General features: G+C 69.4%; 21 protein-coding genes. 13 read left to right on the forward strand and 8 right to left on the reverse strand.

What is annotated here, in order from left to right; translation table 11 throughout:
• The first annotated feature begins 61 nt into the window (after positions 1–61).
• Genes AAF430_21735 through AAF430_21745 form a run of 3 tightly spaced genes read left to right on the forward strand, consistent with a single transcriptional unit; the run spans position 62 to position 2,042 of the window.
• Positions 62–751, forward strand: a complete 690-nt coding sequence (locus AAF430_21735) for a spondin domain-containing protein (protein ID MEM7412869.1) — start codon at positions 62–64, stop codon at positions 749–751.
• Between the two features lie 50 nt (positions 752–801).
• Positions 802–1,401: a sigma-70 family RNA polymerase sigma factor gene (locus tag AAF430_21740; protein ID MEM7412870.1), complete on the forward strand. Its 600-nt coding sequence runs from the start codon at positions 802–804 to the stop codon at positions 1,399–1,401.
• Positions 1,398–2,042: an NrsF family protein gene (locus AAF430_21745; GenBank protein MEM7412871.1), complete on the forward strand. Its 645-nt coding sequence runs from the start codon at positions 1,398–1,400 to the stop codon at positions 2,040–2,042. The genes AAF430_21740 and AAF430_21745 overlap by 4 nt, the downstream gene beginning before the upstream one ends.
• A gap of 5 nt (positions 2,043–2,047) precedes the next feature.
• Here AAF430_21745 and AAF430_21750 read toward each other — a convergent pair whose 3' ends face one another.
• A complete protein-coding gene (locus tag AAF430_21750; protein MEM7412872.1) occupies positions 2,048–2,440 on the reverse strand; it encodes a hypothetical protein in 393 nt (130 codons plus the stop codon).
• A 205-nt stretch (positions 2,441–2,645) separates the two neighbouring features.
• Between AAF430_21750 and AAF430_21755 the strand changes: the two genes are divergently transcribed.
• The 5 genes from AAF430_21755 (at position 2,646) to AAF430_21775 (ending at position 9,852) form a co-directional block, all read left to right on the forward strand.
• Positions 2,646–3,374, forward strand: a complete 729-nt coding sequence (locus AAF430_21755; GenBank protein ID MEM7412873.1) for an ABC transporter ATP-binding protein — start codon at positions 2,646–2,648, stop codon at positions 3,372–3,374.
• Positions 3,375–3,382: 8 nt separating this feature from the next.
• Positions 3,383–5,755: an ABC transporter permease gene (locus AAF430_21760; protein MEM7412874.1), complete on the forward strand. Its 2,373-nt coding sequence runs from the start codon at positions 3,383–3,385 to the stop codon at positions 5,753–5,755.
• A gap of 68 nt (positions 5,756–5,823) precedes the next feature.
• Complete coding sequence (locus AAF430_21765; GenBank protein ID MEM7412875.1) at positions 5,824–6,996, forward strand: HlyD family efflux transporter periplasmic adaptor subunit; 1,173 nt, start codon at positions 5,824–5,826, stop codon at positions 6,994–6,996.
• Between the two features lie 191 nt (positions 6,997–7,187).
• Positions 7,188–8,576: an MBOAT family O-acyltransferase gene (locus tag AAF430_21770; GenBank protein ID MEM7412876.1), complete on the forward strand. Its 1,389-nt coding sequence runs from the start codon at positions 7,188–7,190 to the stop codon at positions 8,574–8,576.
• Between the two features lie 34 nt (positions 8,577–8,610).
• On the forward strand, positions 8,611–9,852 hold the full coding sequence (locus AAF430_21775; protein MEM7412877.1) for a hypothetical protein: 1,242 nt from the start codon (positions 8,611–8,613) through the stop codon (positions 9,850–9,852).
• Between the two features lie 46 nt (positions 9,853–9,898).
• Here AAF430_21775 and AAF430_21780 read toward each other — a convergent pair whose 3' ends face one another.
• A complete protein-coding gene (locus tag AAF430_21780; GenBank protein MEM7412878.1) occupies positions 9,899–11,740 on the reverse strand; it encodes a hypothetical protein in 1,842 nt (613 codons plus the stop codon).
• Between the two features lie 298 nt (positions 11,741–12,038).
• Between AAF430_21780 and AAF430_21785 the strand changes: the two genes are divergently transcribed.
• From AAF430_21785 to AAF430_21800, 4 genes are all read left to right on the forward strand, one after another.
• The gene (locus AAF430_21785) at positions 12,039–12,764 is read left to right on the forward strand and encodes a methyltransferase domain-containing protein (GenBank protein MEM7412879.1); all 726 of its coding nucleotides are present in this window, start codon (positions 12,039–12,041) and stop codon (positions 12,762–12,764) included.
• A 210-nt stretch (positions 12,765–12,974) separates the two neighbouring features.
• On the forward strand, positions 12,975–14,333 hold the full coding sequence (locus tag AAF430_21790; protein MEM7412880.1) for a hypothetical protein: 1,359 nt from the start codon (positions 12,975–12,977) through the stop codon (positions 14,331–14,333).
• A 90-nt stretch (positions 14,334–14,423) separates the two neighbouring features.
• Positions 14,424–15,434 (forward strand): hypothetical protein, encoded by a 1,011-nt coding sequence (locus tag AAF430_21795; protein MEM7412881.1) that lies wholly within the window; start codon positions 14,424–14,426, stop codon positions 15,432–15,434.
• Complete coding sequence (locus AAF430_21800) at positions 15,431–16,291, forward strand: sulfotransferase (GenBank protein ID MEM7412882.1); 861 nt, start codon at positions 15,431–15,433, stop codon at positions 16,289–16,291. The genes AAF430_21795 and AAF430_21800 overlap by 4 nt, the downstream gene beginning before the upstream one ends.
• Positions 16,292–16,309: 18 nt before the next feature.
• On the opposite strand, the gene AAF430_21805 is transcribed toward AAF430_21800, so the two are convergent.
• From AAF430_21805 to der, 4 genes are all read right to left on the reverse strand, one after another.
• Positions 16,310–17,296, reverse strand: coding sequence for a UDP-glucuronic acid decarboxylase family protein (locus tag AAF430_21805; protein MEM7412883.1), 987 nt, complete (start codon positions 17,294–17,296; stop codon positions 16,310–16,312).
• Positions 17,293–18,285 carry a UDP-glucose 4-epimerase GalE gene (galE, locus tag AAF430_21810; protein ID MEM7412884.1) on the reverse strand — a complete coding sequence of 331 codons (993 nt, stop codon included), beginning with the start codon at positions 18,283–18,285 and terminating at the stop codon, positions 17,293–17,295. The genes AAF430_21805 and galE overlap by 4 nt, the downstream gene beginning before the upstream one ends.
• 120 nt (positions 18,286–18,405) lie before the next feature.
• A complete protein-coding gene (locus tag AAF430_21815; GenBank protein MEM7412885.1) occupies positions 18,406–19,128 on the reverse strand; it encodes a hypothetical protein in 723 nt (240 codons plus the stop codon).
• Between the two features lie 62 nt (positions 19,129–19,190).
• Positions 19,191–20,549: a ribosome biogenesis GTPase Der gene (der, locus tag AAF430_21820; GenBank protein ID MEM7412886.1), complete on the reverse strand. Its 1,359-nt coding sequence runs from the start codon at positions 20,547–20,549 to the stop codon at positions 19,191–19,193.
• A 260-nt stretch (positions 20,550–20,809) separates the two neighbouring features.
• On the opposite strand from der, the gene AAF430_21825 reads away from it, so the two are divergent.
• Positions 20,810–21,163, forward strand: coding sequence for a hypothetical protein (locus tag AAF430_21825; protein MEM7412887.1), 354 nt, complete (start codon positions 20,810–20,812; stop codon positions 21,161–21,163).
• On the opposite strand, the gene miaA is transcribed toward AAF430_21825, so the two are convergent.
• Positions 21,118–22,110: a tRNA (adenosine(37)-N6)-dimethylallyltransferase MiaA gene (gene miaA, locus AAF430_21830; GenBank protein ID MEM7412888.1), complete on the reverse strand. Its 993-nt coding sequence runs from the start codon at positions 22,108–22,110 to the stop codon at positions 21,118–21,120. The genes AAF430_21825 and miaA overlap by 46 nt on opposite strands.
• Positions 22,111–22,148: 38 nt before the next feature.
• Entirely contained in the window at positions 22,149–23,966 is a 1,818-nt protein-coding gene (gene mutL, locus AAF430_21835; protein ID MEM7412889.1) for a DNA mismatch repair endonuclease MutL, read from the reverse strand.
• Positions 23,967–24,066 lie beyond the last annotated feature (100 nt).

Raw genomic sequence — 24,066 nt, forward strand, 5'->3', positions numbered from 1 at the left:
CGCTCGCGCTGCGAATACGTGGGCGGCCGGCATTCCTCGGCCCGCTCAACGAGAGATTCGCATGCGCTCCATTCGCCTCGGACTCCTGGGAGGCCTCGTTCTCGGCCTCCTCGCCACGCCCGCCTTCGCCGACTCGGGTGCCCGCTACCGGGTGACCGTCACGAACATCACCAAGGGCCAGACCTTCACCCCGATCCTCGTCACCACCCATTCCCCGCGCATCGGCCTCTTCGAGCCGGGGACGCCCGCGTCGCCCGAACTCGAGGTGCTCGCCGAGGACGGCGGAACGGGGCCCCTCACCGAGCTGCTCGAGGGCCTCGGATCACGACTGGTCGCCGATGTCGAGACGATCCCGGGGCTGCTGGCGCCGGGCGAGTCGCGCAGCGTCGAGATCCGTGCACGCCGTCGCAGTCGGCTCAGCGCCGCGGCGATGCTGATCCCCACCAACGACACCTTCTTCGGCCTGGACACGGTGCGCCTGCCGCTCTACGGCAGCGCCACCTACTACGCGCCCGCCTACGACGCGGGCACCGAAGAGAACGACCAGAACTGCGCGAACATGCCGGGGCCGCGCTGCGACGGAGACGGACTGTCTGCCGAGCCGGCCGAAGGCGACGAGGGCTTCGTCGCGATCGGGAACGGCTTCCACGACATCGGGACCGTGGACGCCGAGGGCAACGAGATTCTCGGGCCCTTCGTCTACGACTGGCGTAACCCGGTGGTGCGCATCGACGTACAGAGGCTCTACTGATCCCATTCCGATGTGGGGCCCGCCGAGCGCGGGCCCCACACCCAGCGCCCATGCGCGAGCTGCGAGAAGACGAATCCGAAGACGAACGATGGTTGCGCTGGTCGCGCTGGATGTCCCAATCCCAGGACGGCGACCGTGAGGCCTACGCCGAGCTCATGCGGGAACTCGCCCGCGTGATCGACGCCTTCGTGCGCGCGCGCTTCGGGACGTCCCCCTTCGTGGATGATTGTGTGCAGGAGTCACTGCTCTCCATTCACCGGGCCCGGGCGAGTTACGACCCCAGGCGACCCTTCCGGCCCTGGCTCTTCGCGGTCGTGCGGCGCCGGGTGATCGACTGCCTGCGGGCCGACTCCCGGCGGGCCCGGGAGGCCCCGCTGGACACGGCGCCCGCAGCCTTCAGCGTGGACCCCGCGCGCCCGTTGGACGGCGAGCGGATCCTGGCCCGACTCACGCCCCAACAGAGCGAGGCGCTCATCATGACGAAGTTCTACGGTCACTCGATCGCAGAGGCAGCGCGCTCCGCGGGGGTTTCGGAGACGGCGATGAAGGCGCGGGTGCACCGGGCGGTTTCGGAAGCGCGACGCGCGTTGGAGCGGGAAGGGCGTGGACGTCTGCTCGCTGGATTCTCGCCGCGCGAGGAGCAGCTTTGAAACCCGAACTCGACGCCTGGATCGAGCAGGTCAGTGAAGACCTCGAACCCGTCCGCTGGCCTGGAGCCGTGTTGCCGAGGCTGCTCGCCTTTGCCCTGGTGGGAGGCGGCTTCGTGGCTGCGCTCGTGTCGAGTACCGGTTCGCTTCGCGTGGGAGCGCTCCAGGCATTGCTCGAGGAGCCACGCTTCCTGCTGGAATGCGGGGTGGGGCTGGCCGTCTCGGTCGCGGCCGGGTTCTTCGCGCTGCGCGCCGGCATTCCCGGCGACCGCACGGCGCGCACGGGCCTCGTGCTGGTGATCGGCGGCATCGCGCTCTGGGCGGGGCTCGTGGTCAGCAGCGGCGTCTGGCCGATCTTCGAGCCTTCGATGGCGGGGAAGCGCCCGGGCTGCGAGTGGCAGACCCTGCTGTTCGCACTCCCCGGGCTTGCCCTCGGGCTTTTCCTCGTACGCGGGCTGGCCCCCTTCGATCGCGCGATCGCGGGTGGGCTGATCGGCGCGGGCGCGATGGCGCTGCCCGCGCTCGCGATGCAGCTGGCCTGCATGTACGACCCCCACCACGCGCTCACGCATCATGGTCTGCCAGGTCTCGGGGTCGTGGCGTTGGGCGTTGCGCTCGGGCCGATCGTTCTGCGGCGGATCTAGGCGGGCTACGCCTCGGCAGGGCGCTCGTCGATGCCCAGGTGCGCCCAGGCGTCGGAGAGATCGCGGAATACGCGCAGGTGCGGAAGTCGGCCGCCCATCAACGTCTGGAGGATCCGGGCCATCCCATAGAGGCCCGTTCCCCGGACCACGATCGCCACGCGCTGTTGGCGACTCGCTTCGGGGTCGCAGCTCCGCATGCGCCCCAGCTGGCGCACGGCCTGGAGTGAGAGACCCGAGATCTCGTCCACGGCGGAGAAGTCGTAGAGCGCGTGCTTCCAGGCCGCATTCGGGTCCTGCTGGGCCTGCGCGACGAAGCCGAGAAGATCGGCGTCGGTGAGCCTCCCGACCGCGCGTACGACGAACGCCGGCGGTTCCTCCAGGACCTGGAACTCGATCATGGAGGGTGAATAGCTCGACGCGGCCGGTCGTGCCGGACTCGGCCGGGTTTCGCCTGTGGCGACCCTTCGGGCGTTTCGTCCCGTGTTGGGGTGTTCTGTCCGCCCAGTCCGGCCCAGACGACGGCGATGGCGCCCGCCGTTCGACCTCCGCGAGGCATGCCGATTGCACCTGCGCAGGAAGCAACCCACGAGAGGGGAAGGACGGTTGGCGCTCCTTTCGACTGCATCCGTCGCCGAGGGCCTCCGAGCCGAGGCGCTGAGCAAGGTCTATCGGACCGGAGACGTCGAAGTGCGTGCTCTCGATCGCGTCGATCTCGAACTCCACCCAGGCGAACTCGTCGTGATGCTCGGTCCTTCGGGCAGCGGGAAGTCCACGCTCCTGAACATCCTGGGAGGGCTCGACACGCCGACCTCCGGTTCCGTCTTCTTCCGGGGAGAGGACATCACGGCCTCGGACGAGGCGTCGCTGACGGGCTATCGACGCGACTACGTCGGTTTCGTGTTCCAGTTCTACAACCTGGTGTCGAGTCTGACCGCCCGCGAAAACGTCGCGCTGGTCACCGAGATCGCGCAGGACCCGATGGATCCCGTCGAGGCTCTCGCGCTCGTGAACCTCGAAGACCGCCTCGACCACTTCCCGGCCCAGCTCTCCGGAGGCGAGCAACAGCGGGTCGCGATCGCGCGGGCGATCGCCAAGCGACCGGCGATCCTCCTCTGCGACGAGCCGACCGGCGCCCTCGACAGCAAGACCGGCATCGTGGTGCTCGAGGCACTCGAGCGCGTCAACGCGGAGCTGGGCACCACGACGGCCGTGATCACCCACAACACGGTCACCGCGGCCTTGGCCGATCGCGTCGTCTACCTGGCCGATGGGCGCATCGACCGCATCGAAGCGAACGCCGAGCGTCGCAGCGCGGCGTCGCTCGCGTGGTAGCGCCGCGCATGCTCTCTTCGCTCGACCGGAAGCTGCTCCGCGACCTCTGGCGGCTCAAAGGGCAGGTGGGCTCCATCGCGATGGTGATCGCGGCGGGCATCGCGCTCCTGGTGATGTCCCTGTCCACCCACGAGGCATTGCGTGAAACCGCGGCAGCGTACTACGAGCGCTTCCGCTTCGCGGAGGTGTTCGCGAACGTCGAGCGCGCGCCCGTTCACGTCCGGGCCCGGGTGGCGTTGATCGCGGGCGTGAAGGCCGCCGAGACCCGCATCTCGAAACAGGCGATCCTGGACGTCGAAGGGTTCGAGGAGCCTTTGATGGGTCGCCTCGTGTCGATTCCCGAAGGCCGACAGCCGGGCCTCAACCGGCTCTTCCTGCACACCGGCCGCCTGCTCGAACCCGGGCATCCCGACGAAGTGATCGTGAACGCCTCGTTCGCCGAAGCGCACGAGCTGGCCCTCGGTGACACGATCGGCGCCGTCGTGAACGGCCGCCGGCGGGCGTTGCGGATCGTGGGCACCGCGAGGTCCCCCGAGTTCATCTATGTGATCAGCCCGTTCGCGCTGATCCCCGACAAGAAGCGCTACGGCATCCTGTGGATGGGTCACGCCGCGCTCGAGGCCGCCTACGACTTTGATGGGGCGTTCAACGACCTGGCACTCTCGCTCGAGCGGGGAGTCGACCCGCGTCGTGTCGTGGCCGAGCTCGACCCGATCCTGGCGCCCTATGGCGGAGTCGGCGCAGTCGATCGCACGGACCATCTATCGGCCTGGTTCGTCGAGAACGAGCTCGAGCAGAACCGGACCAACGCACGCCTGCTCCCGAGCGTGTTCCTCGGCGTTGCCGCCTTCCTGACCACGATGGTGCTGAACCGGCTGATCGCCATCGAGCGCAATGAGATCGGGTTGATGAAGGCGTTCGGATATTCCCGCGCGCAGGTCGGCTGGCACTACGCGAAGTGGGTGCTGGTGGTCTGCGGGCTCGGGATCGCGCTGGGTTGGGGCCTGGGAGCCGCCCTGGGAAAGTTCAGCACCGCCACCTATGCCCGACATCTCAACTTCCCGCTGTTGATCTATCGACCGGGGCCGACGTCCTTCGCGATCGGAGCGGTCGCGAGCCTCGTCACCGCGCTCGCCGCCGCCCTGCGAGGCGTGCTGCGCGCCGCAAACCTGCCTCCCGTCGTGGCGATGCGTCCACCGGCGCCCGCGAACTTCCGGTCCGGGCCCGGGATGAGAGCGCTCCTCGAACGGATCGCGGACCCGCCGACGCGGATCCTCTTGCGCCAGATCGCGCGGTGGCCGGTGCGGGCCCTCACCACGGGGCTCGGCTTCGCCTTCGCCGTCGCGATGATGGTGCTGTCGCTCCAGTTCACCGACGCGATCGACGTGCTGGTCCGCGCCCACTTCGAGGAGTCCCAGCGCGAGGACCTGGCGCTCGGGTTCGTCGACGCCCAGCCCACCACGATCCTGCACGAGGTCGCGCGGCTGCCGGGCGTCCTCGAGGTCGAGCCGCTGCGGGTCGTCCCCGTTGACCTCCGCTCCGGTCATCGCGCCCACCGCGGCACGCTGCAGGGCCTGTCGTTGGGAGCCCGACTGACGCGCATCTACGACACGCACCGCGGCGCGGTTCCCGTCCCTGCGAGCGGCGTGGCCCTCACCCGGAAGCTCGCCGAGAAGCTCGGCGTGACGGTCGGCGACCGCGTGGCGTACGAGGTGCGCGAGGGGCGACGGCCGCGGGGCGAGCTGCTGGTCGGGGAGGTCTTCGATTCCTCGATCGGGATGCTGGCCTACGTGAACCTGGCCGCGTTGAATCGTCTGCTCGGCGACCGTCCCCTGGCCGAGTACGCCAAGGTCCGCTTCGACAGCCAGGAACGGGGTGCGCTCCTCGCCGAGCTCAAGGAGCTCCCGACCGTTTCCGCGGCAGGGCTCAAGGCCTCGGCGCTCTCCAACTTCCACGCGACGATCGCCGAGACGCTCCTGATCTTCGTCGGGTTCTTCAGCGCCTTCTCCTTCGCCCTGGGCTTCGGGGTGACCTACAACGCCCAGCGCATTGCGCTCTCGGAGCGGGGGAGGGAGCTCGCCACGCTGCGCGTCCTCGGCTTCACGCGCTGGGAGACCCTGTACATCCTCGTCGGCGAGACCTGGCTTCTGCTGCTGGCGAGCCTTCCCCTGGGATGTGGGCTCGGCTGGCTCCTCACGGCCCTGTTCGTGAACGCGCCGGGCTTCGATACCGAGTTGATGCGTCTCCCGCTCGCGATCGACGCAACGACGTACGGGGTGTCGGTCCTGGTGCTACTCGTCGCGGGAGCCGTCGCGGCCCTTGCGATCCGGCGACGCCACGATCGACTCGATCTGGTGTCGGTCTTGAAAACGAGGGAGTAGGGCGGATGCAAACGCAAAACGCACACGGTAAGCGGTTCGCACTGTGGGGAGGGCTCGGAGCACTGGTCGTGTCCGGGCTCGTCTTCGCGTTCTGGCCTGCACCTCTCGGCGTCGACCTCGTCGTGGTGGAGGCAGCGCCGATGACGGTCACCGTCAGCGACGAAGGCGAGACCCGGGTGCGCGACGTCTTCGTGGTCTCGGCGCCGCTGGCCGGCCGCGCGCGCCGCATCGAGGTCGACCCCGGTGACGTGGTGACGGCCAACCAGACCTTGCTCGCCGAGATCGAACCGGCGCAGCCCCTGTTGCTGGACCCGCGCAGCGAGGCCCAGGCGCGGGCCCACCGGAAGGCGGCCGATTCGGCGGAGGCGGCCGCACGCGCCGAGGTCGAGAAGGCGCAGGCGGATCTCGCGTTCCAGCGATCCGAGCTGCAGCGCGCGCGGGAACTCACGAGCAACGGGGTGATGTCGGACCGGGACCTCGAGGCCGCCGAGCAGCGCTATCGAAGTGGGTTGGCGGCGTTGGCCCGCAACCAGTCCGTGCTTCAGGTGCGCGCCTACGAGCTCGAGCGCGCGCGGGCCGAGCTGATGTCTCCCAGCGAGGTGGCCGCACGGCGGGCGGGCTGCGAGTGCGTCTCGATCGTCGCACCCATCGACGGTCGGGTGCTGCGCGTCCTGCACGAGAGCGAGGGCATCGTCGCGGCCGGCGAGCCCTTGATCGAGATCGGCGACCCCGAGCGCCTCGAAGTCGTCGCCGATCTGCTCTCGACGGATGCGGTCAGCGTGAGCGTCGGCCAACGGGCCCGCCTGGAGAATTGGGGTGGGGAGGGCGCCCTCGAAGGCCGCGTCCGCCGGGTGGAGCCTTTTGGCTACACCAAGGTCTCGGCGCTCGGGATCGAGGAGCAGCGCGTGAACGTGGTGCTCGACATCACGAGCCCACACGGGGTCTGGAGCCGACTGGCCCATGGTTTCCAGCTCGACGTCCACGTCGTGCTGTGGGAATCCGACACCGCGCTCCAGGTGCCGTTGACGGCGCTGTTCCGCGATGGCGAGTCCTGGGCGGTGTTCGTGCGCGAAGCTGGGCGCGCGCGGATCCGGTCGGTCGTGGTGGGACGGCGCAATGGCCAGTCCGCAGAGATCCTGGACGGGCTACAAGAAGGCGACGCAGTCGTGGTGTACCCGAGCGAACGCATCGAGGCGGGAATCCGCCTGGAACCCAGGGGCCCGTCGAGTGGAACCGGCTAGAAGGGGCCGGGCCGTCCCCGGGGATCCGGGCTGTCCTGGCCAGAGGCTTTATTTGACATAATCCATCTTATCGGACGTTAAACCCGAGGGGTTCGGAAGGGCTCTCGAAACGCCCGGTCAGGCCCAAGACCGCCAGAACCCGCGCGAAACCCCAGCGTCCCTGCCGCAAACCCGCTATTCGAAACCGCCGGGTGGTTTTCAGTACTCAGATCTTCCTGCTCTGGTTCCTGCCGATCGCGCTCCTCGGCTACTACGCGCTGCCGGTGCGGTTCCGAACGCTGTGGCTGACCGCGACCAGCTATCTGTTCTACGGCTGGGCGCGTCCCGAGTACTGCCTGCTCCTGCTCGGCGTGACCGTGCTCAGCTACGTGGCCACGGCGCGGATGGACGCGGCGACGACCCCCGCGGTGCGCCGGCGCTGGCTGGTCGCCTCGGTGACGATCAGCCTGGGAGCGCTCGGGTTCTTCAAGTACGCGGGCATGCTGGCGACCTGGCTGCGCACGACCCTCGGCTGGGTCGGCCTGTCCCCGGACGCGGTTCCTGCGCTGTCGATCGTCCTCCCGATCGGCATCTCGTTCTTCACCTTCCAGGCCATCAGCTACACCGTGGACGTCTACCGTGGCCACGGCCGCCCGGCGCGGCGTTTTCTCGAGTACGCCAGCTACATCGCGCTCTTTCCCCAGCTGATCGCCGGTCCGATCGTTCGCTACGAGTGGATCGAGCACGATCTGCACTCGCGCCAGCACTCCTGGGGCAAAGCCTGGCTGGGGCTGCGCTTCCTGGGCTTCGGGCTCGCAAAGAAGGCGCTGCTGGCCGACACCTTCGCGCTCGGCGTTCCCGCCGGCTTCGGCCCCGAGGATCCGGGATTCGTGGGGGCCTGGGTCGGGACGCTCAGCTACACGCTCCAGATCTACTTCGACTTCTCGGCCTACAGCGACATGGCCGTGGGCCTCGGGTTGTTGCTCGGGTTCCGTTTTCCGAAGAACTTCGACTCGCCCTACCGGTCCGCCTCGATCACCGAGTTCTGGCGTCGCTGGCACATCTCGCTCTCGAGTTTTCTGCGCGACTACCTCTACATCCCCCTCGGTGGCAACCAACGCACTGCCGTTCGCACCTACGTCAATCTGATGATCGTGATGGTGCTCGGTGGGCTCTGGCACGGCGCGAGCATCGTCTTCCTGCTCTGGGGGTTCTGGCACGGAGCGCTGCTCGCCATCGAGCGCGCCCTGGGAGACCGGCACCCGCTCGCAAGGCTTCCGCGACCGTTGGCGATCGGCGTGACGACCCTGCTCGCCATGATCGGCTGGGTGCTCTTCCGCGCCGAAGACCTCACGATGGCGGCGCGGGTCCTCGGCGCGATGTTCTGGCCCAGCTCGTTCGCGTTGCCCGCCCTGGTGCATCCCGCGCTCTACGCCCTGCTGCCCCTCGGCTTCGCCGTGTGCTGGTGGGCACCGAACAGCTGGGAATGGGCGCATCGTGCCAGCTGGGGGCGCGCCGTCTCGCAGGCCGTGCTGATCGCCCTCTCCCTCTTCACCGTCCTGGCGTACGCCCAGTCGCCGTTCCTCTACTTCCAGTTCTAGTCCGATCTCAGGCAAAGCGACCTCACGCGAAACGATGTCACGCAAAGACACCGAGTTCTCCGCACGAGACCAGCTGGACCGCTGGGCAGCCGAAGCCCCGTCGGAATCCGTCCGCGCGATGGTGCTACTCGCCGCGACCCCGCTGATCCTGCTCGTGGCGATCGAATGGGCCCCGAGCGGCGAATCGGTCCCCTTCCCCCTCCCGTGGGCCGAGAGCTCGAGCCCGTTCGAGCCCGGTCTCGACGACACGTTCGAGTGCGGACGCGACCTGGTGCGTCGTGCCGCGCTTCCCGTGTTCCGCACGGGCTTCTCCGAGGGCTCGCCGCTGTCGTGTGCACTCACGACGGACGACCGCGGGTACCTCGGGCGCCGCTCGCACGTCCCGGGTCAGCGCACGACCTGGATCGTCGGTGCGAGCTTTGCGACCGCAGGCTCGCACTATGCAGCGACCCTAGGCCCCCGACTCGAACATCACGGCGCTCCGAATGTGTTCAACCGGGCCTGGCCCGGCCGTGGCCCGGCATTCGCCCTGCGTCGGCTCCTGCAGGATGGAGATGTCTCGCCCGGCGACACGGTGGTGTGGACCATCGTTCAGCGAGCCCTGCGGGCGGCGCCCTTTCGGCCCCTGCGTCGGGCCGTCCGCGTCGGAGCGGACAGCATCGAGCTCGAGAGCGGCCCGGATTGGCGATCCCTCGCACGCAAAGTGCGTGATTGGCCGCGGTCGATCGAGGGCACCCTCGAGTTCCGGAGTGTTCCGCGCACCTGGTCGCGCAACCGGAACGCCTGGGCGCTCCCCGCGCGGCTCGACCTGGGAGCCACCTCCGCGGTGCGCCCTGCCCGTCTCGTCGACGGGACCCGAGTCCTGTTCTTCTCCGAAGAGGTGGACTCCTACAGCCGTACCTGGGCCGCCGCCGGTGGCGACCGTCTCGCCGACATCATCGCGGTGGCGTCCCGCCTGCTCGAGAGCCGCGGGGCCAAGCTGCTCGTTGTGTTGATCCCGGACCGGTTCGAGGTGTACCAGCCGCACCTGGACGCAGAGTCGAGCGTCGCCTTCGACGTCGTCGATCCGGGCGAGCGGGTGCCCGAGCGGATGGAGCGCGAACTCCGCGCACGAGGCGTCACGGCGCTCGACCTGTACCCGTTGCTGGCACCGGCCGCGATGGAGACCCCGTCGGCGTTCCGCAGCGACGACACGCACTGGAGCAACGCGGGCATCGACCTCGCGGCTCGAGCGATCGCGGACGTCCTGGCCGGGGAGCCCTTCGCGGGGCGCTAGAGCGCTCCCGGGTGACGGCGATGCGCCACCCGGGAGCTCGGTCTAGCTACTGGACGGGAACCACCCGCGGCTGGCCAGGCTGTCCCAAGGGAGGCGCGGCGGCCGGGGGCGGAGGCGGTGCGATCACCTGGAAGTCGATGATCATCGGCGTGCTCGCCGTGCCGGCACCGCCGTTCGCCGAGTGGGCCGTCACCGCCAGGGTGTGGCTCCCGGCCGGCGGCAGCGTCCAGGGCTCGTAGGAGTTCGGGCCGCTGTCGAACATGGCATACGGAGGCGAGTTCTCGGTCCGGACGACGCTGCCGTCCAGCGCGAACGTCACGCTCTCGACCCCGCCCGACGTCACGGCCACCACCGCCACACGCGGCGTCACACTCGGATCGATCGATTCCCCGAGCCAGGGGTCATGGATCGACTGGTCGGTGTCGGCGTTCTTCAGCGCCAGGTGCGTCACCACAGGGTTGGCCGGCGGCGGCGGCGGCGGCGGCGTGGAGCCTCCGCCTCCGCCGTTGTTGTCGGCCACCAGCGGGTCGGTCCCCGCCTGGATCTCGGCCAGGTCGGAAGCACCGTCGCCATCGGTATCGCTTGAGAGCGGGTTCATCCCGCGCCCGACCTCGAATCCGTCGCCCAGGCCATCGCTGTCCGTGTCGGCCAGGTTGGGATTGGTGCCGTAGGTCGCCTCGTCGGCGTCGGTAAGCCCGTCGCCGTCGGTGTCGTCGTTCCCCGGCGGCGGGGGGGGCGGCGGCGGAGGCGATCCACCGCCCCCACCCGTGGTGTCGTCGACACCGCTGCCCGGGTTGGCCCCGCCCGTCGCGCTGGCGGGCGGATTCGCCCAGCCCACGGCCGAGAGCCGCACAAAGGGCGGCTCGGCATGGCCGTCGGCGACGGCGGCCTCGATGCTGTCGTAGCAGTAGATGGGCGTCACGCCGGGAGCGAAGCTCTCGGTGTTGAAGTCCTTACCGGTCGGGTTGACCCGGCCGTTCGGGCAGCACTCGCCCGGGTTGACCCGGCCCCAGCCGCCCGCCGGACACTCGGCCGCATTGATCCGGTCGTGTCCGCGCGAGGAGCGCAGCGAGCCCGGCCAACCGTCGGTGGCGCCCGAGCCGCCGACGACGATCACCTTCTCGATGTTGTCCCGGATGTCCCAGCCGGCGGTGTTCGTCGTGGTCACCCCGATGTGCCAGTAGGCCGGCAGATCGTGGTTGTTGTTCGATCCGTGCTGCGACTTCGCGCCGATGCCGTAGGCGTTCGGGTTGGTATTGCCCACCACCACGTTGTGGAAGAGCATGCCGCCCGAGCCCACGTTGTCGGTGCAGTTGTTGTTCGGGTGGCCGTACGCGTCGACACCCTTCTTCCATCCACCGATGTTCACGATCTGGTGGGTCGATTGGATGTTCCGCAGCGTCGTGTCCTGGAAGACGATCCAGCCACCGAGGTGGGAGAGCCCGTCAAAGAACTGGACGATGTCGGGGTGGAACTGTCCCCCGGGGTCAGTGATGTCGCCCCAGGTTTCTTCCTTGATGTAGAGCCACTTCACCTTCTGGATGTTGGAGCCCTGCACGCCGTCGCCGCCGTTGGGAACGGTCAGGATCGAGCCGCCATGGGCCATGACGTTGCAGGTCTCGCACGCGCCGAGACTGAGGGCAGGCTGATTGCCCTCGTTGTTCCGGCACGAGGGAAACCAGGTGCCGGTGGAATTCTTTCGCTCCCGGGCCCGCTTGGCGAGGAACGTGATGTCCCCATAGCCCGGCCCCGCATTGACCGTCAGGTCGCAGTTGCCCGGATTTCGGCTGGACGCCCAGTTCGGCGTCGCCGGACACTGTGCCGAGGCTGCTTCGGCCAGCAGCCCGACTGCGAGCGCAACCACCCACGCCGCTTTCTTGATGTGCACAATCAACCCCCCGCGAGCTCTCTCGAACGTTTCGTACAGGTCCCGCTTTGCGTGAGGGTTATTCGAGGATTCGGGCCGTAGAGACTGTGATCCATCGCACAAGCGCACCGGAAAATTCCGTCCCCCCGCGCCTCGCTCGAAATCGGCACACCGCCGGTTGCCTTTTCGGAGCCGGCGGAGCCTAGCAGGACCCGCGGGGAGTCGACGATTTCCCGGGAACGTCACAAGCCCTGCCCGTCTGCCACTTACTCTTTCAGAAGCCATCCAGCCTGCTATTCGTCCGTTACGAGGACCGTTCATGTCTCTCTACAGTGTCGTCAAGGCGACCTATAAGTCCCTGATTCCCAAGAAGATTCGGCACGCGATCTTCACGAACCTGCCGGGCAAGGGGCTGCGTCGAGGGCTGATCTCGACCCTCGAGCGGACTGCCAGCCACGACGAGATCTACGACGCCGACTACTACGACGACGTGGTCGACCGTTACATGCGCAACTCGGCGCCCTCGATCGCCGACAGCATCATGCGCGATTTCGCCCCGACGAAGGTCGTGGACGTGGGTTGCGGTTCCGGCCTCCTGCTCCAGGCGCTCCAGGGGCGAGGCGCCTCCTGTCAGGGCTTCGAGTACTCGCTCGCGGGGATCGAGGTCTGCAAGAGCCGCGGCCTCGAGGTGACCCGCTTCGACATCGAGACGGACGCGCCGCCGTCGGTGCGCGCCGATCTGGCGATCAGTACCGAGGTCGCCGAGCACCTGCCTGCCTCTTGCGCCGATCGGCTGGTGGACTTCCTGGCCGCGATCTCCGACCAGATCGCCTTCACCGCTGCGGAGCCCACGGGCGGACCGCCGGGCACCGACCACGTGAATGAGCAGCCCCGGGCCTACTGGATCGAGAAGTTCGAGAAGCGCGGCTACAAGCTCGACGCGGAGACCGCGGGTCGCTGGCAGCGCGAGTGGGAGCAGGCGGGCGTGACCCCCTGCTACTCGAACACGATCATGGTGTTCCGCCGCACGCCGCTGGCGGCCTAGCCAGAGGACCTCGCGGCCGCCGATTCCCCGCGTGAGGGCCGCTCCCCTCACGCCCCGCTGCCCCGCGCGCCCCACGCCGGGTCGGGCGACGTATCTTCCGGGTTTCCGAATGCGCCCGAAGCGCAACGGACGGCTCAAGCCCTGGCCGCCGCAGGGCGAATGGTCTGAGACCCTTCCCGGAGACGTCTTCCTCTTGGCCGGTGCGATCCCATGGGCTCCCAGCTCGAACCCCTCGCCCTGCTCCTGACGCTCGCGCTGGGGGTGGCGCTGCTGGCGGCTCCCCGCCGCTTCGCGCTGCTCCCGATCCTGGCGGGCGCGATCTTCATTCCCGCGGATCAGCGGGTGGTGATCGCGACGCTCGACTTCTCGATGATCCGGATCCTGATCCTGTTCGCGTTCGCCCGGGTGATCGGGCGCGGCGAGATCCGCCCCATCCAGATCAACGCGCTGGACATCGGCATCGTGGCGCTGGCCGTGATCTTCCTGGTCACCCAGACCCTGCTCTACCAGACGCTGCCCGCGTTCGTGAACCGGCTCGGCACCGGCTTCGACCTGCTGGGGATCTACTTCTACACCCGCTTGCTGCTGATGAACTGGACCGACATGTGGACGACGGTCCGCCTGGTCGGCTGGTGCCTCGGCATCTTCGCGGTGTTCATGGCCATCGAGTGGACGACGGGACGCAACCTGTTCTCGGCGATCGGAGGGGTTCCCGAGTACACCGTCGTGCGCGACGGGCGCCTGCGCTGTCAGGGCGCGATCGCCCACCCGATCCTCGCGGGCGTGTTCGGCGCGTGCTGGACGCCGATCGTCTTCTCGCTCTGGTGGAAGAAGGAGAAGTCGCGGGCGGTGCTCTCCTACCTGGGCGCCTTCTTCGTCGTGGTCTTCTCGGCGTCGAGCACGCCGCTCCTCGCGCTGGTCTTCGGAGCCCTCGCCCTCTGCCTCTGGCCCTTGCGTACCAATCTCCGTTGGCTGCGCTGGGCCGGCCTCGCGCTGATCATCTTCCTGCATCTCGTGCGCGAGAAGCCGGTCTGGCACCTGCTGGCGCGCATCAACGTGGTCGGCGGGTCGACGGGCTATCACCGCTACCTAGTGATCGACAAGGCGATCCAGTACTTCGACGAGTGGTGGATGCTCGGCACCACCAACATCGACCACTGGCGCATTCACGCGAACGACATCACCAACCAGTACGTCGCGACCGGGATCAACGGCGGCATCGTCGCGATGTTCATGCTGATCGGAATCATCGTGATTGCGTTCCGGCTCGTCGGCCGCTCGTTCAAGAGCCGCTACCTGAGCCCGCCCCAGCGACGCTTCGCCTGGACGCTCGGCGCGACCCACTTCACCCACACGGCAATCTTCTTCGCGGTGGCCTATTTCGGGCAGCTCACCTTCATCTGGTACCTGCAGATGGCGTTGGTGGGCGCTCTCGCCGAGATCACCGAGCGACAGACCAAGGGGCTCCGACGGCGCAAGTCCAAGGCCCCTCCAGCCGATGACCCCGCGACGCCCCCGGTGCTCACACCCGCTCCGGGCGGCGTCGCACCCCGCACCCCCCTCCCCTAACCTGGGGACGCCGGCAGCCCGCTGTCGTGTCCCCCCGGAACATCGCTTCTCGCCCCCAGGCGAGCCCCGCGCAGGACACGACCGCTGCCCATGACTTCGACCCCGGGTTCGACTGACGCCACGCCCTTCAGCTTCGTCTGCTGTGTCGAAGCGGGCCGCCTCGAGCCGATGACGGTGCGTCTCGCCGACAGCCTGCGCCGCTACGGAGGGAAGTACGCGAAGGTGCCCTTCTACGCGGTGACGCCGCGCCAGGGACCGTCGCTCTCGCGGGAGACGTTGCGGCGCTTCGACGCACTCGACGTGCGCTACATCCGCGCACCGCAGAAATCGCCGTACACCTGGTACCACTTCTACAACAAGCCGCTGGCGCTGAAGCTCGCCGAGGAGCAGGCGGACACGCCCTTCATGGCGTGGCTGGACTGTGACCTGCTCGTCCTCGACGAGCCCGAAGAGTTCGCGCTCGAAGATGGCTACGACTTCATCGCGGCGGCGCCGGGTCACGACATCATCGGCACCACCGGGCCCGGCGACCCCCACGAGCCGCACTGGGCGAAAGCCTGCGAGATCGTGGACGTCGGCCTCTACGACCTGCCCTGGATCACGGCCCACGTCACCCAGCGGCGGATTCGTCTCTACTGGCAGGCCGGCGTCTTCGGGTACCGGCGCGACACCGGGCTCGCCGCCGACTACCTCCACTGCTGCGACCGACTGCTCGACGCGGGCTTCGGTCTGCCGGCGAACGGCGTGCACTGGCTCGAACAGATGGCGCTGGGCTTCGCGATGGTCCGCAAGGGGCTCGCCTATACCGAGCTCCCGGAGTCCCACAACTACGCGGTGGCGAGCTACCTGGACGAAGAGCGCGGGGACGATGTCCTCGAGGCCGCGCGCGTGCTCCACTATCACGACGCGATGGATCCGGGCTATTGGGATCGCTTCCTCTCGGTGATGCGGCACTCGCACCCCGAACCTGCCACTTGGCTCGAACCCCAGGGCCCGATCCTCGATCCCCAGTCCCGCCCCGTGCAGCTCGCGGCGAAGCTCCTGCGCGGCTGGCGCTTGTCCCAGCGCCGCCGCCACGAATCCCGGAGCCCCGTACGATGAGCAGCCCGCGATCGCCGATCATCGTGATCGGTATGCTGCGCTCGGGTACGACCATGAGTGGCGGCCTGCTCGAGGCCCTCGGCGCCTTCATGGGTGTGGACCAGGAGTGGAACGGCGAGTCGCTGTTCTTCCGCCGGCTCAACGAGTGGATGGTCGAGTACAGCGGGGGCAACGTCGAGTTCCCCGACTCCTATCTGCTCGCGCGCCGACACCGGCGCCTGATGGAGCTGCACAACGACTACCTGCGCGTGTCGATCGATTCGCCGCGGGCCTTTCGGTTCCTCGGATGGAAGCGCTACTGGCGCTACCGCGGCCTGAGCCGGATCGATGAGCCCTGGGGTTGGAAGGATCCGCTCACCACGATCACGCTCCCCAATTGGCTCGCCGTGTTCCCGAACGCGCGGGTCGTGTGTCTGCGCCGTCACGGCGTCGACGTCGCGGCCAGTCTGCGCACCCGCCATCGCTGGATGTTCGACCGGGCCGAGGAGAGCTACCGCAAGCGGCGCTGGCTCTACCGTTTCAAGCAGAAGGACCGCGGCTTCGCCGACCTGCGCGCCGCCTTCCTCGGGCGGGGCTTCTCGATGTGGGAGCTCTACAACCGCCAGGTCTCCCGCTACCTCGCCCTCTACCCCGAACAGACCCTCGAAGTGCACTACGAGAAGCTGCTCGCCGACCCGGCGAACGAGCTCGGGCCGATCGCCGCGTTCTGCGGCATCGACACGACCCCCGAGGCCGTGGCCCGGGTGGCTGCATCGGTGAAGCCGTCGCGGGCCTTCGCCTATCAGAAGGACCGCGAACTCGCGCGCTTCGCCCGCGCCGTGGAACCGCGTCTGGCGCGCTACGGCTACAAGGCCTGAGCGCGCGAAAGCAACCGTCTAGGTCTGCGCCACGCGTCGGCCGAGGTAGCCCTCGCGCGGCTCACCGGCGTCCAGGCGCTCGCGGAAGTTCTCGATCGTGCGCTCGAGACCCTGCTTCAGCGGGATCGTCGGCTCCCAGCCGAGCTTCTCCTTCGCACGGGAGATATCGGGCTGGCGCTGGGTCGGATCGTCTGCCGGGAGCGGCTCGCGCTGAATGCCGGCCTTGCTGCCGACCAGCTCCTGCACCGCTTCCGCCAGCTGCAGGATCGAGAACTCGCCGGGGTTGCCGATGTTCATCGGCAGGTGGGCGTCGTCGCCCTCGTAGCGCATCAGGCGCAGCATGCCCTCGACGAGATCGTCGCGGTAGCAGAACGAACGCGTCTGGGAGCCCTCGCCGTAGATCGTCATCGGCTCGTCCGACAACGCCTGGCAGACGAAGTTCGAGACGACGCGGCCGTCGTCGAGCGCCATGCGGGGACCATAGGTGTTGAAGATCCGGATCATCCGGATGTCGACGTCGTTGGCGCGGTGGTAGTCGCTGAAGAGCGCCTCGGCGCAGCGCTTCCCTTCGTCGTAGCACGAGCGGATGCCGATCGGGTTCACCCTGCCCCAATAGGACTCGGGCTGGGGGTGGATGTCCGGATCGCCGTAGACCTCGCTGGTGCTGGCCTGCAGGATGCGCGCGCCCACGCGTTTCGCGAGCCCGAGCATGTTCAGCGCGCCCATGACCGAGGTCTTGATCGTCTTGATCGGGTTGTACTGGTAGTGGATCGGCGACGCCGGGCACGCCAGATTGAAGATCCAGTCGACCTCGAGCAGGATCGGCTCGGTGACGTCGTGACGGATCGACTCGAAATGCGGATGCCCGTTCAAGTGCGCGATGTTGCGCTTCGCGCCCGTGAAGAAGTTGTCGAGGCTGATCACGTCGTGACCGTCCTCGAGCAGGCGATCGCAGAGATGGGAGCCGAGGAAGCCGGCGCCGCCGGTGACGAGGACGCGCGTCACGAGGCGCTCCCGGCGTAGCCGTCGGGGTGGGTCTCATGCCAGTGCCAGGCGGTTTCCATGATCGCGTCGATCTCCGTGTAGCGCGGCTTCCAGCCGAGCACCTGCTGGGCTCGGGTCGGGTCCGCAACGAGTTCCGGCGGGTCGCCGGGGCGGCGATCCCCGGTCGTGACCGGGATGTCTCGACCCGACACGCGCTGCGCCGAGTCGACCACTTCGCGCACGCTGAAGCCGCGCCCCGTGCCCAGATTCAAGCGCAGGCCTTCGCCCGGACGCAGGCGATCGAGGGCGCGCAGGTGGGCGTCGGCGAGGTCGTCGACGTGCACGTAGTCGCGAACGCAGGTGCCGTCGGGCGTCGGGTAGTCGGTGCCGAGGATCGTGAAGCCGTCGCGCTTGCCGAGCGCCGCGAGCAGTGCCAGGGGGATCGCGTGGGTCTCGGGCTCGTGGTCTTCGCCGCGGCGGGCCTCGGGATCGGCACCACAGGCGTTGAAGTAGCGAAGCGCGGCATAGCCCAGACCATAGGCGTGGGCGTAGTCGGCGAGCGCCCGTTCGATCACCAGCTTCGTGTAGCCGTAGGGGTTGACCGGCGCCTGGGGCGTGTCTTCCGAGATCGGCACCTTCTCGGGGATGCCGTAGGTCGCGCAGGTGCTCGAGAACACGATGCGACCGACGTCTGCATCGTGCATCGCGTCGAGCAGCGACAGCGTTCCGAGCACGTTGTTCTCGTAGTAGAGCGACGGGTTGGCGACCGACTCGGCCACGAGGGCATAGGCGGCGAAGTGCATCACGGCGTCGATGCGGTGCTCGCGGAGGACGCTCGTCAGTCGCTCGCGCTCGGAGAGCGAGCCGCGGATCAGGAGTTCGGCCGGGATCGAAGCCGCGTGTCCGCGGGACAGGTTGTCCCAGACGCGCACGTCGTGGCCGGCGGCGAGCAGCTGGGCGACGGCGTGGCTGCCGACGTAGCCGGCGCCTCCAGTGACGAGGACGTTCACGATCGCGCCCGCGCGGATCGGGTCTCGGAACGCGTGCAGAAACGGCGGTGGGCTCGCATGCGCGTCCTTTCGGCTCTCGGAAAGGCCAACCTTACCCTGGGCCCGTGAGCGCGAGCGTCGCTAGCGGCTGGCCGCGGCGCGCAGCTCCAGCGCCTGGGCCTCTTGGTGGCTCGGCAGGGACAGGTCCGGGGCCTCGCGCTCGAGGCGGTCGTAGAGCCCCAGCGCCTTCTCGGGCTCGCCGGCCTGGGCCCAGCTGCGGGCCGCGTCGGCCAGCGCCCAGTCGCGCAGCGGATAGTCGCCCACACCCGCCGCTTCCTCGTGGCGGGCCGCCGCCCCGGCCCAGTCGCCGCCCTCTTCCAGGCGCTGGGCCAGTCCCTGCAGGACCATCCCCCGCACCGGCCCGGTGGCGTCGGCCAGGGCGCTCTCGAGATGGGACTGCGCGGCCTCGCCCTCGGTGAGGCGCGCGCTCTCGATCGCCGCGAGCGTCCCGGAGACGGTGCCCGCGAAGTCCTGGGCGACGCTGCTGAAGCGCTCTTCGTACTCGGCCCGGATCTGGGCCGCGGCCTCGGGGTTGGCCAGCTCGGGGACCTCCAAGGAGCCCGGAGGCGCCCCCATCGCCGAGAGATAGTCCTCGCGGCCCTTGGCCAGCGCCGCGGAGGCCTCCTGCTCGCTCGATTCCTGGGCCGAGCCGACCCAGGCGCCGACGCCGGCCAGCAGCAGGAGCCCGCCCACGCCGGTCATGACCAGCCAGAAGTTCTCTTGCAGCCAATCGCTGAGCTTGTCCGCCGCGCCCTCGATCTCCTCGAGCGTTTCGGCGGCGACGCCCTGCTCTTTGCGAGCCATCGCTCCTCCCCGTCCCTGGCGGTTCCAGGGCCGCGGATTGTATCGCGCAGGGACGGCTTCGCTCAGCGACGGCGGGCTTTTTCGGAGCGGGCCCGGAGCCGGATCCGGATCGGCGTCCCGGCGAAGTCGAAGGCCTCGCGCAGCCGGTTCTCGAGGAATCGTCGGTACGAGGGCTGGACTGCCTCGGGCTCGGTGCAGAAGAGCGTGAAGGTCGGGGGTCGCACGGAGGTCTGGGTGGCGTAGAAGAACTTCAGGGGGCGTCGGCGGGTTCCGCGCTGGGCCATCGCGGGCTCATGACGGGCGACCGCTTGTTCGAGCCAGCGGTTCAGCTCCGCGGTGGGCACCCGGCGCTCGGCCGCGGCCCGGAGAGCCGCGAGCCGGGGAAAGAGCGCCATCACCCCCGAGCCGGTCTTCGCCGAAGCCGGCACCACCGGTGCGTCGGCCATGAAGCGCAGCCCGTGGGCGATGTCCTTGCGCACTTCCTCCTTGCGGTCGGCGTCGCGGATCTGGTCCCACTTGTTCGCCACGATCAACGTGGCGACTCCGCGATCGCGCGCGAGCCGCCCCACCTTCGCGTCCTGATCCGTCGGCCCCTCGGAGGCATCGACGAGCAAGAGGGCCACGTCGGCGCGCTCTAGCGCGCGAACGGTCATCAGTGCGCTGACCCGTTCCGCGGTTTCCGCCCGCCGTCCGGGCCGACGCAGACCGGCCGTGTCGACGAGGGTGTAGACCTGTCCCTTGTGCTCGAAGCGAACGTCGATCGCGTCGCGGGTCGTGCCGGGGACGTCGGAAACCACGACGCGTTCGTCACCGGCCAAGTGGTTGACCAGCGAGCTCTTCCCGACGTTCGGCCGACCGATCACCGCCACGCGCAGCGACGGCTCCTCTTCCGCGGGTGGCTCGGGTGCCTGAGGCAGCAGGGCGACGATCTCTTCGAGGGCATCCCAGGCGCCGCCGCCGTGTTCGGCCGAGACGCCGCGGGTCCGTTCAAAGCCGAGCCCGTGGAACTCGCCGACGCGATCGGCGTGGGCGGGGATGTCGACTTTGTTCACGACCAGACTGACGGGCTTCGCGGTGCGCCGCAGCATCCTCCCGAGATCCTCGTCATCCGGGAGCACGCCGACCTGCGCATCGGCCACCCACAGGATGGCGTCGGCGTCCTCGATCGCGCTCTGAGCCTGGGCCTGCACCGCAGCCGGCAGTCCCGCCTCGGCCTCGGGGTCGAGGCCGGCGGTATCGACGAGCAGGATCGCGCGGTCCTCGACCAGGACCTCCTCGGCGATCCGATCCCGCGTGATCCCCGGGCGGTCCTCGACCAGCGCGCGCCGGCGTCCGGCGTAGCGATTGAAGAGGGTCGATTTTCCGACGTTGGGGCGCCCGACGATCGCGACGATCGGCAGCGCGGCGGGCGGCGGCGGCATGGAATCTCCGAAGGCGGCGGAGAGTACCGCGGTGGTCGCCGCGCGGCGGCTTGACAGGCGATCCGCCGGCCGGGAGGGTTCCCCCGTTCACTGGCGACGGGGGGCGACCGATGCAGCGAACCATGGTCGCAGCTTCACAGCACCGAGGGGCGCGCGGTCGGAGCGTGCGGGCGTGTCTGGCCACCCTACTCCTATGCGTCGGAATCCCAGCAGTGGCTTGGGCTTCCCCGACAACCCTCCAGCGATCTCTCCAGAACGTGGTGCTCGCGCCGGTAGATCTCGCACTGGCGCCAATCGTCGCGGCCGATTCGATTCAGCGCCATTGGACCGCCGGGGACGACCCGTGGGCGGTCCGCGTGGGCTTCCTGGTGCCGGGTCTCGCCTGGAACACGAGCCTCCAGGCGCTGGGCGCGGTGATCCGCGAAACCGCCGGCCTGCTCGAGTTCGCGCCCGGCCTGGGCCTCTTCTTCTTCGAGCGGGACCTGAACCCGCTCTTCGACCCGGCGGAGCGCGGGCACGCCCTCCTCGAAGTGGACACGCCGCGGGTGCCGCTGCGCGCGGGCGTCGACTACACCCGGCCCGAAGGGCCCGCCGACGCCTCGACCGGCGGCTGAGCCTCGCCCTCGAAGAACGCGGCAACCCGAGCCGCGATCGCCTCGGGATCGCGCGGGTCCACCCAGACGACGTCCGGCACCTTGCGCAACCAGGTGAGCTGGCGTCGCGCGAAGTGGCGCGTGTCGCGCTGCAATGTGACGAGGGCGCTCGCGAGCGTGTCCTCACCGCGGACCACCGGCCACACGTGTCGGTATCCAATGGCCTTCATCGATCGGAGCTCGGGGCCGTAACCCGCCTTCGCGAGGCCGCGGAGCTCCCGGAGCAACCCCTGTTCGATCATCGCTTCGCAGCGGCGGTCGATGCGCTCGTAGAGCGCTTCGCGTTCCCAATCGAGCGCCAGGTGCAGCGTGTCGTAGGGCGAGTCGTCGAAGCCGTGGTCACCGCGCACCTGGCTGGCGCCCCGCCCGGTCTCGGTCGCGATCTCCAGTGCCCGCACGACGCGTCGCGTGTCGTTGGGATGGATGCGGGCGGCGGCATCCGGGTCCTGATCCGCGAGACGGCGGTGGAGCCGCCCGGGGTCGCCTGCGGCCGCAGCCTCGGCCGCTTCGGTCTCGAGCTGTTCGCGGAGCTCGGGTTCGGCCTCCACCCCATCGATCAACCCGTGCAGGACCGCACGGATGTAGAGGCCCGTGCCTCCCACCAGGAAGGGGCGATGCCCCCGCTCCTGGATGCCGGCGATCGCAGCCCGGGCCGCGCGCGCATAGCGCCCAGCGGAGAAGGTCTGGTCGGGGGCGACCACGTCGATCAGGTGGTGCGGGACCGCGGCACGCTCTTCGATCGTGGGCTTCGCGGTTCCGATGTCGAGCCCGCGATACACCTGCATCGAGTCCGCGTTGACGATCTCGCCGTCGAAGCGGTTCGCCAAGGCGATGGCCAGGGACGTCTTGCCGCTGGCGGTCGGTCCGGTCAGGACCACCACCGGATTTCGCGGGGGGCTCGCAGTCACGGCGGGAGCCTAGTCGAACGCGGCGTCGGCGCCTGGACCTAGCGCCTGCCGAAACGACGCTCGATCTCGGCCAGCGAGAACGGCACCACGACCGGGCGTCCATGCGGACAGGTCGGGGCCCAGGGGACCGCATCGAGGCCGTCGAGCAGCGCCTGCTGTTCGCGGGGGTCGAGGTGGTCGCCTTTGCGTCGTGCGGCGTGGCAGGCCAGCGTCGCGAAGACTCGGTCCGCCGCTTCCAGCACCCGAACGTCGGCGGCCTCTCCGGAGCGACCGCTCTCGCCTTCCAGCCATGCATCCGCCAGGCCGCGCAGCAGCTGGGCGGGATCGCGGTCGGCGAGCAGTGCCGGCACGCTGCGGATCGCCATGGTGTCTTCGCCGAAGGGCTCGAGCTCGAACCCGAGGCGCAGCGCGTCCTCCAGGGCTCCCGTCAGTACCGCCATCGCCTGCGGCTCGAGCTGGACGGCAAGCGGCGTGAGCAGCCCCTGACGCTCGACCCCGTGCTCGAGCCAGTGGGCGCGCAGCTGCTCGTAGAGGATCCGCTCGTGGGCCGCGTGCTGGTCCACGAGCAAGAGCTCTTCCTTGCCTTCGACGATCAGGTAGGTCGCCTGGGTCTGGCCCAGCAGCCGCAGATCCCCGAAGCGGACACGCGCCTCGGCCGCGGGGGCCGCGGGCTCGCCCGCGTCCCGGGCGAAGAGCCAATCCGTGGCGCCGCTCGCAGCCGCACCGGCGGTCGCGCTCGGAAACCCACCGGGGCGCTCTCCCGAGGCGGCAGGTGGCGGCCCTGCGCCCCCTGCCCACCTCGCCTCGGAGGGGTGGGTGGTCTGAGACGGCGTGCTCGACACCACAGCGGAGGCCCCGGGGTCGGCGGCGAGCCAGCGTCGCCCGGCGAAGCCATCCCGGACGGCCTGGCGGACCCAGCGGTGGGCCGAGCGGCCATCGGCGAAGCGCACCTCCCACTTCGCCGGGTGGACGTTGACGTCGACCGCCTCGGGCGGCAGCTCCAGGAACAGCACGGCGCTCGGGAAACGCCCGCGCGGGAGTGCATCGCGATAGCAGTCGACCAGGGCGTGCTGCAGCGTCCGGTCGCGGACGGGACGGCCGTTCACGAACCAATAGACGCCGGAGAGGTTGCGGCGGTGGCGATCGGGGCGGGAGACCCAGCCGTGGACCCGAACCCGCCCTTCCTCGGAGGCTACGGGCACCAGCGCCTCGGCTTCGGCCTCGCCCAGCACCACGGCGAGGCGATCCAGCGGGTCGGAAACGGCGGGCCAGGACCAGGCCGGTCGGTCGTCGCGAATGACGTCGATGTGGACGCCGGGCAGCGCAAGCGCGGTGCGGGCGATCCAATCGGTCGCGTGCCCCCACTCGGTGTTCGCGGTCTTCAAGAACTTGCGCCGCGCGGGCACGTTCCAGAACAGCTCGGCCACCTCGACCCGCGTCCCGACCGGACCGCCGGCCTCTCGCGGCTCGCGTTCTCCACCGCCTTCGACGCGGATTTCCGTAGCGACCTCGTCACTCTGGCGACGAGTCTTCAGGCGAAACTTCGAGACCGAGGCGATCGCGGGCAGCGCTTCGCCGCGGAACCCGAAGCTCGCGATGCGTACCAGATCCTCGGCCGTGCGGAGCTTGCTGGTGGCGTGGCGCTCGAGCGCCAGGAGCGCGTCGTCCCGCGACATCCCGACGCCGTCATCGGTGACCGCGATGAAGGCACGGCCTCCGTCCCGCAGCTCGACTCGCAGCCGCTGGGCGCCCGCATCCAGCGCGTTCTCCAGCAGCTCCTTCACCACGGAGGCGGGCCGCTCGACGACCTCGCCGGCCGCGATCTGATCGATGAGTGCGCTCGGAAGACGCTGCACCGCCCTTGAAGCCGGTCGCTCGTGTGCCCCTGCGGGTTCCGTGGACCTGACTTCTCTTCGATCGCGCGTCCGGCCCGCGTCGCTCACCGCTCCCCCACAA

The sequence above is a fragment of the Myxococcota bacterium genome, from assembly GCA_039030075.1.
GTDB lineage: Bacteria > Myxococcota_A > UBA9160 > UBA9160 > SMWR01 > JAHEJV01.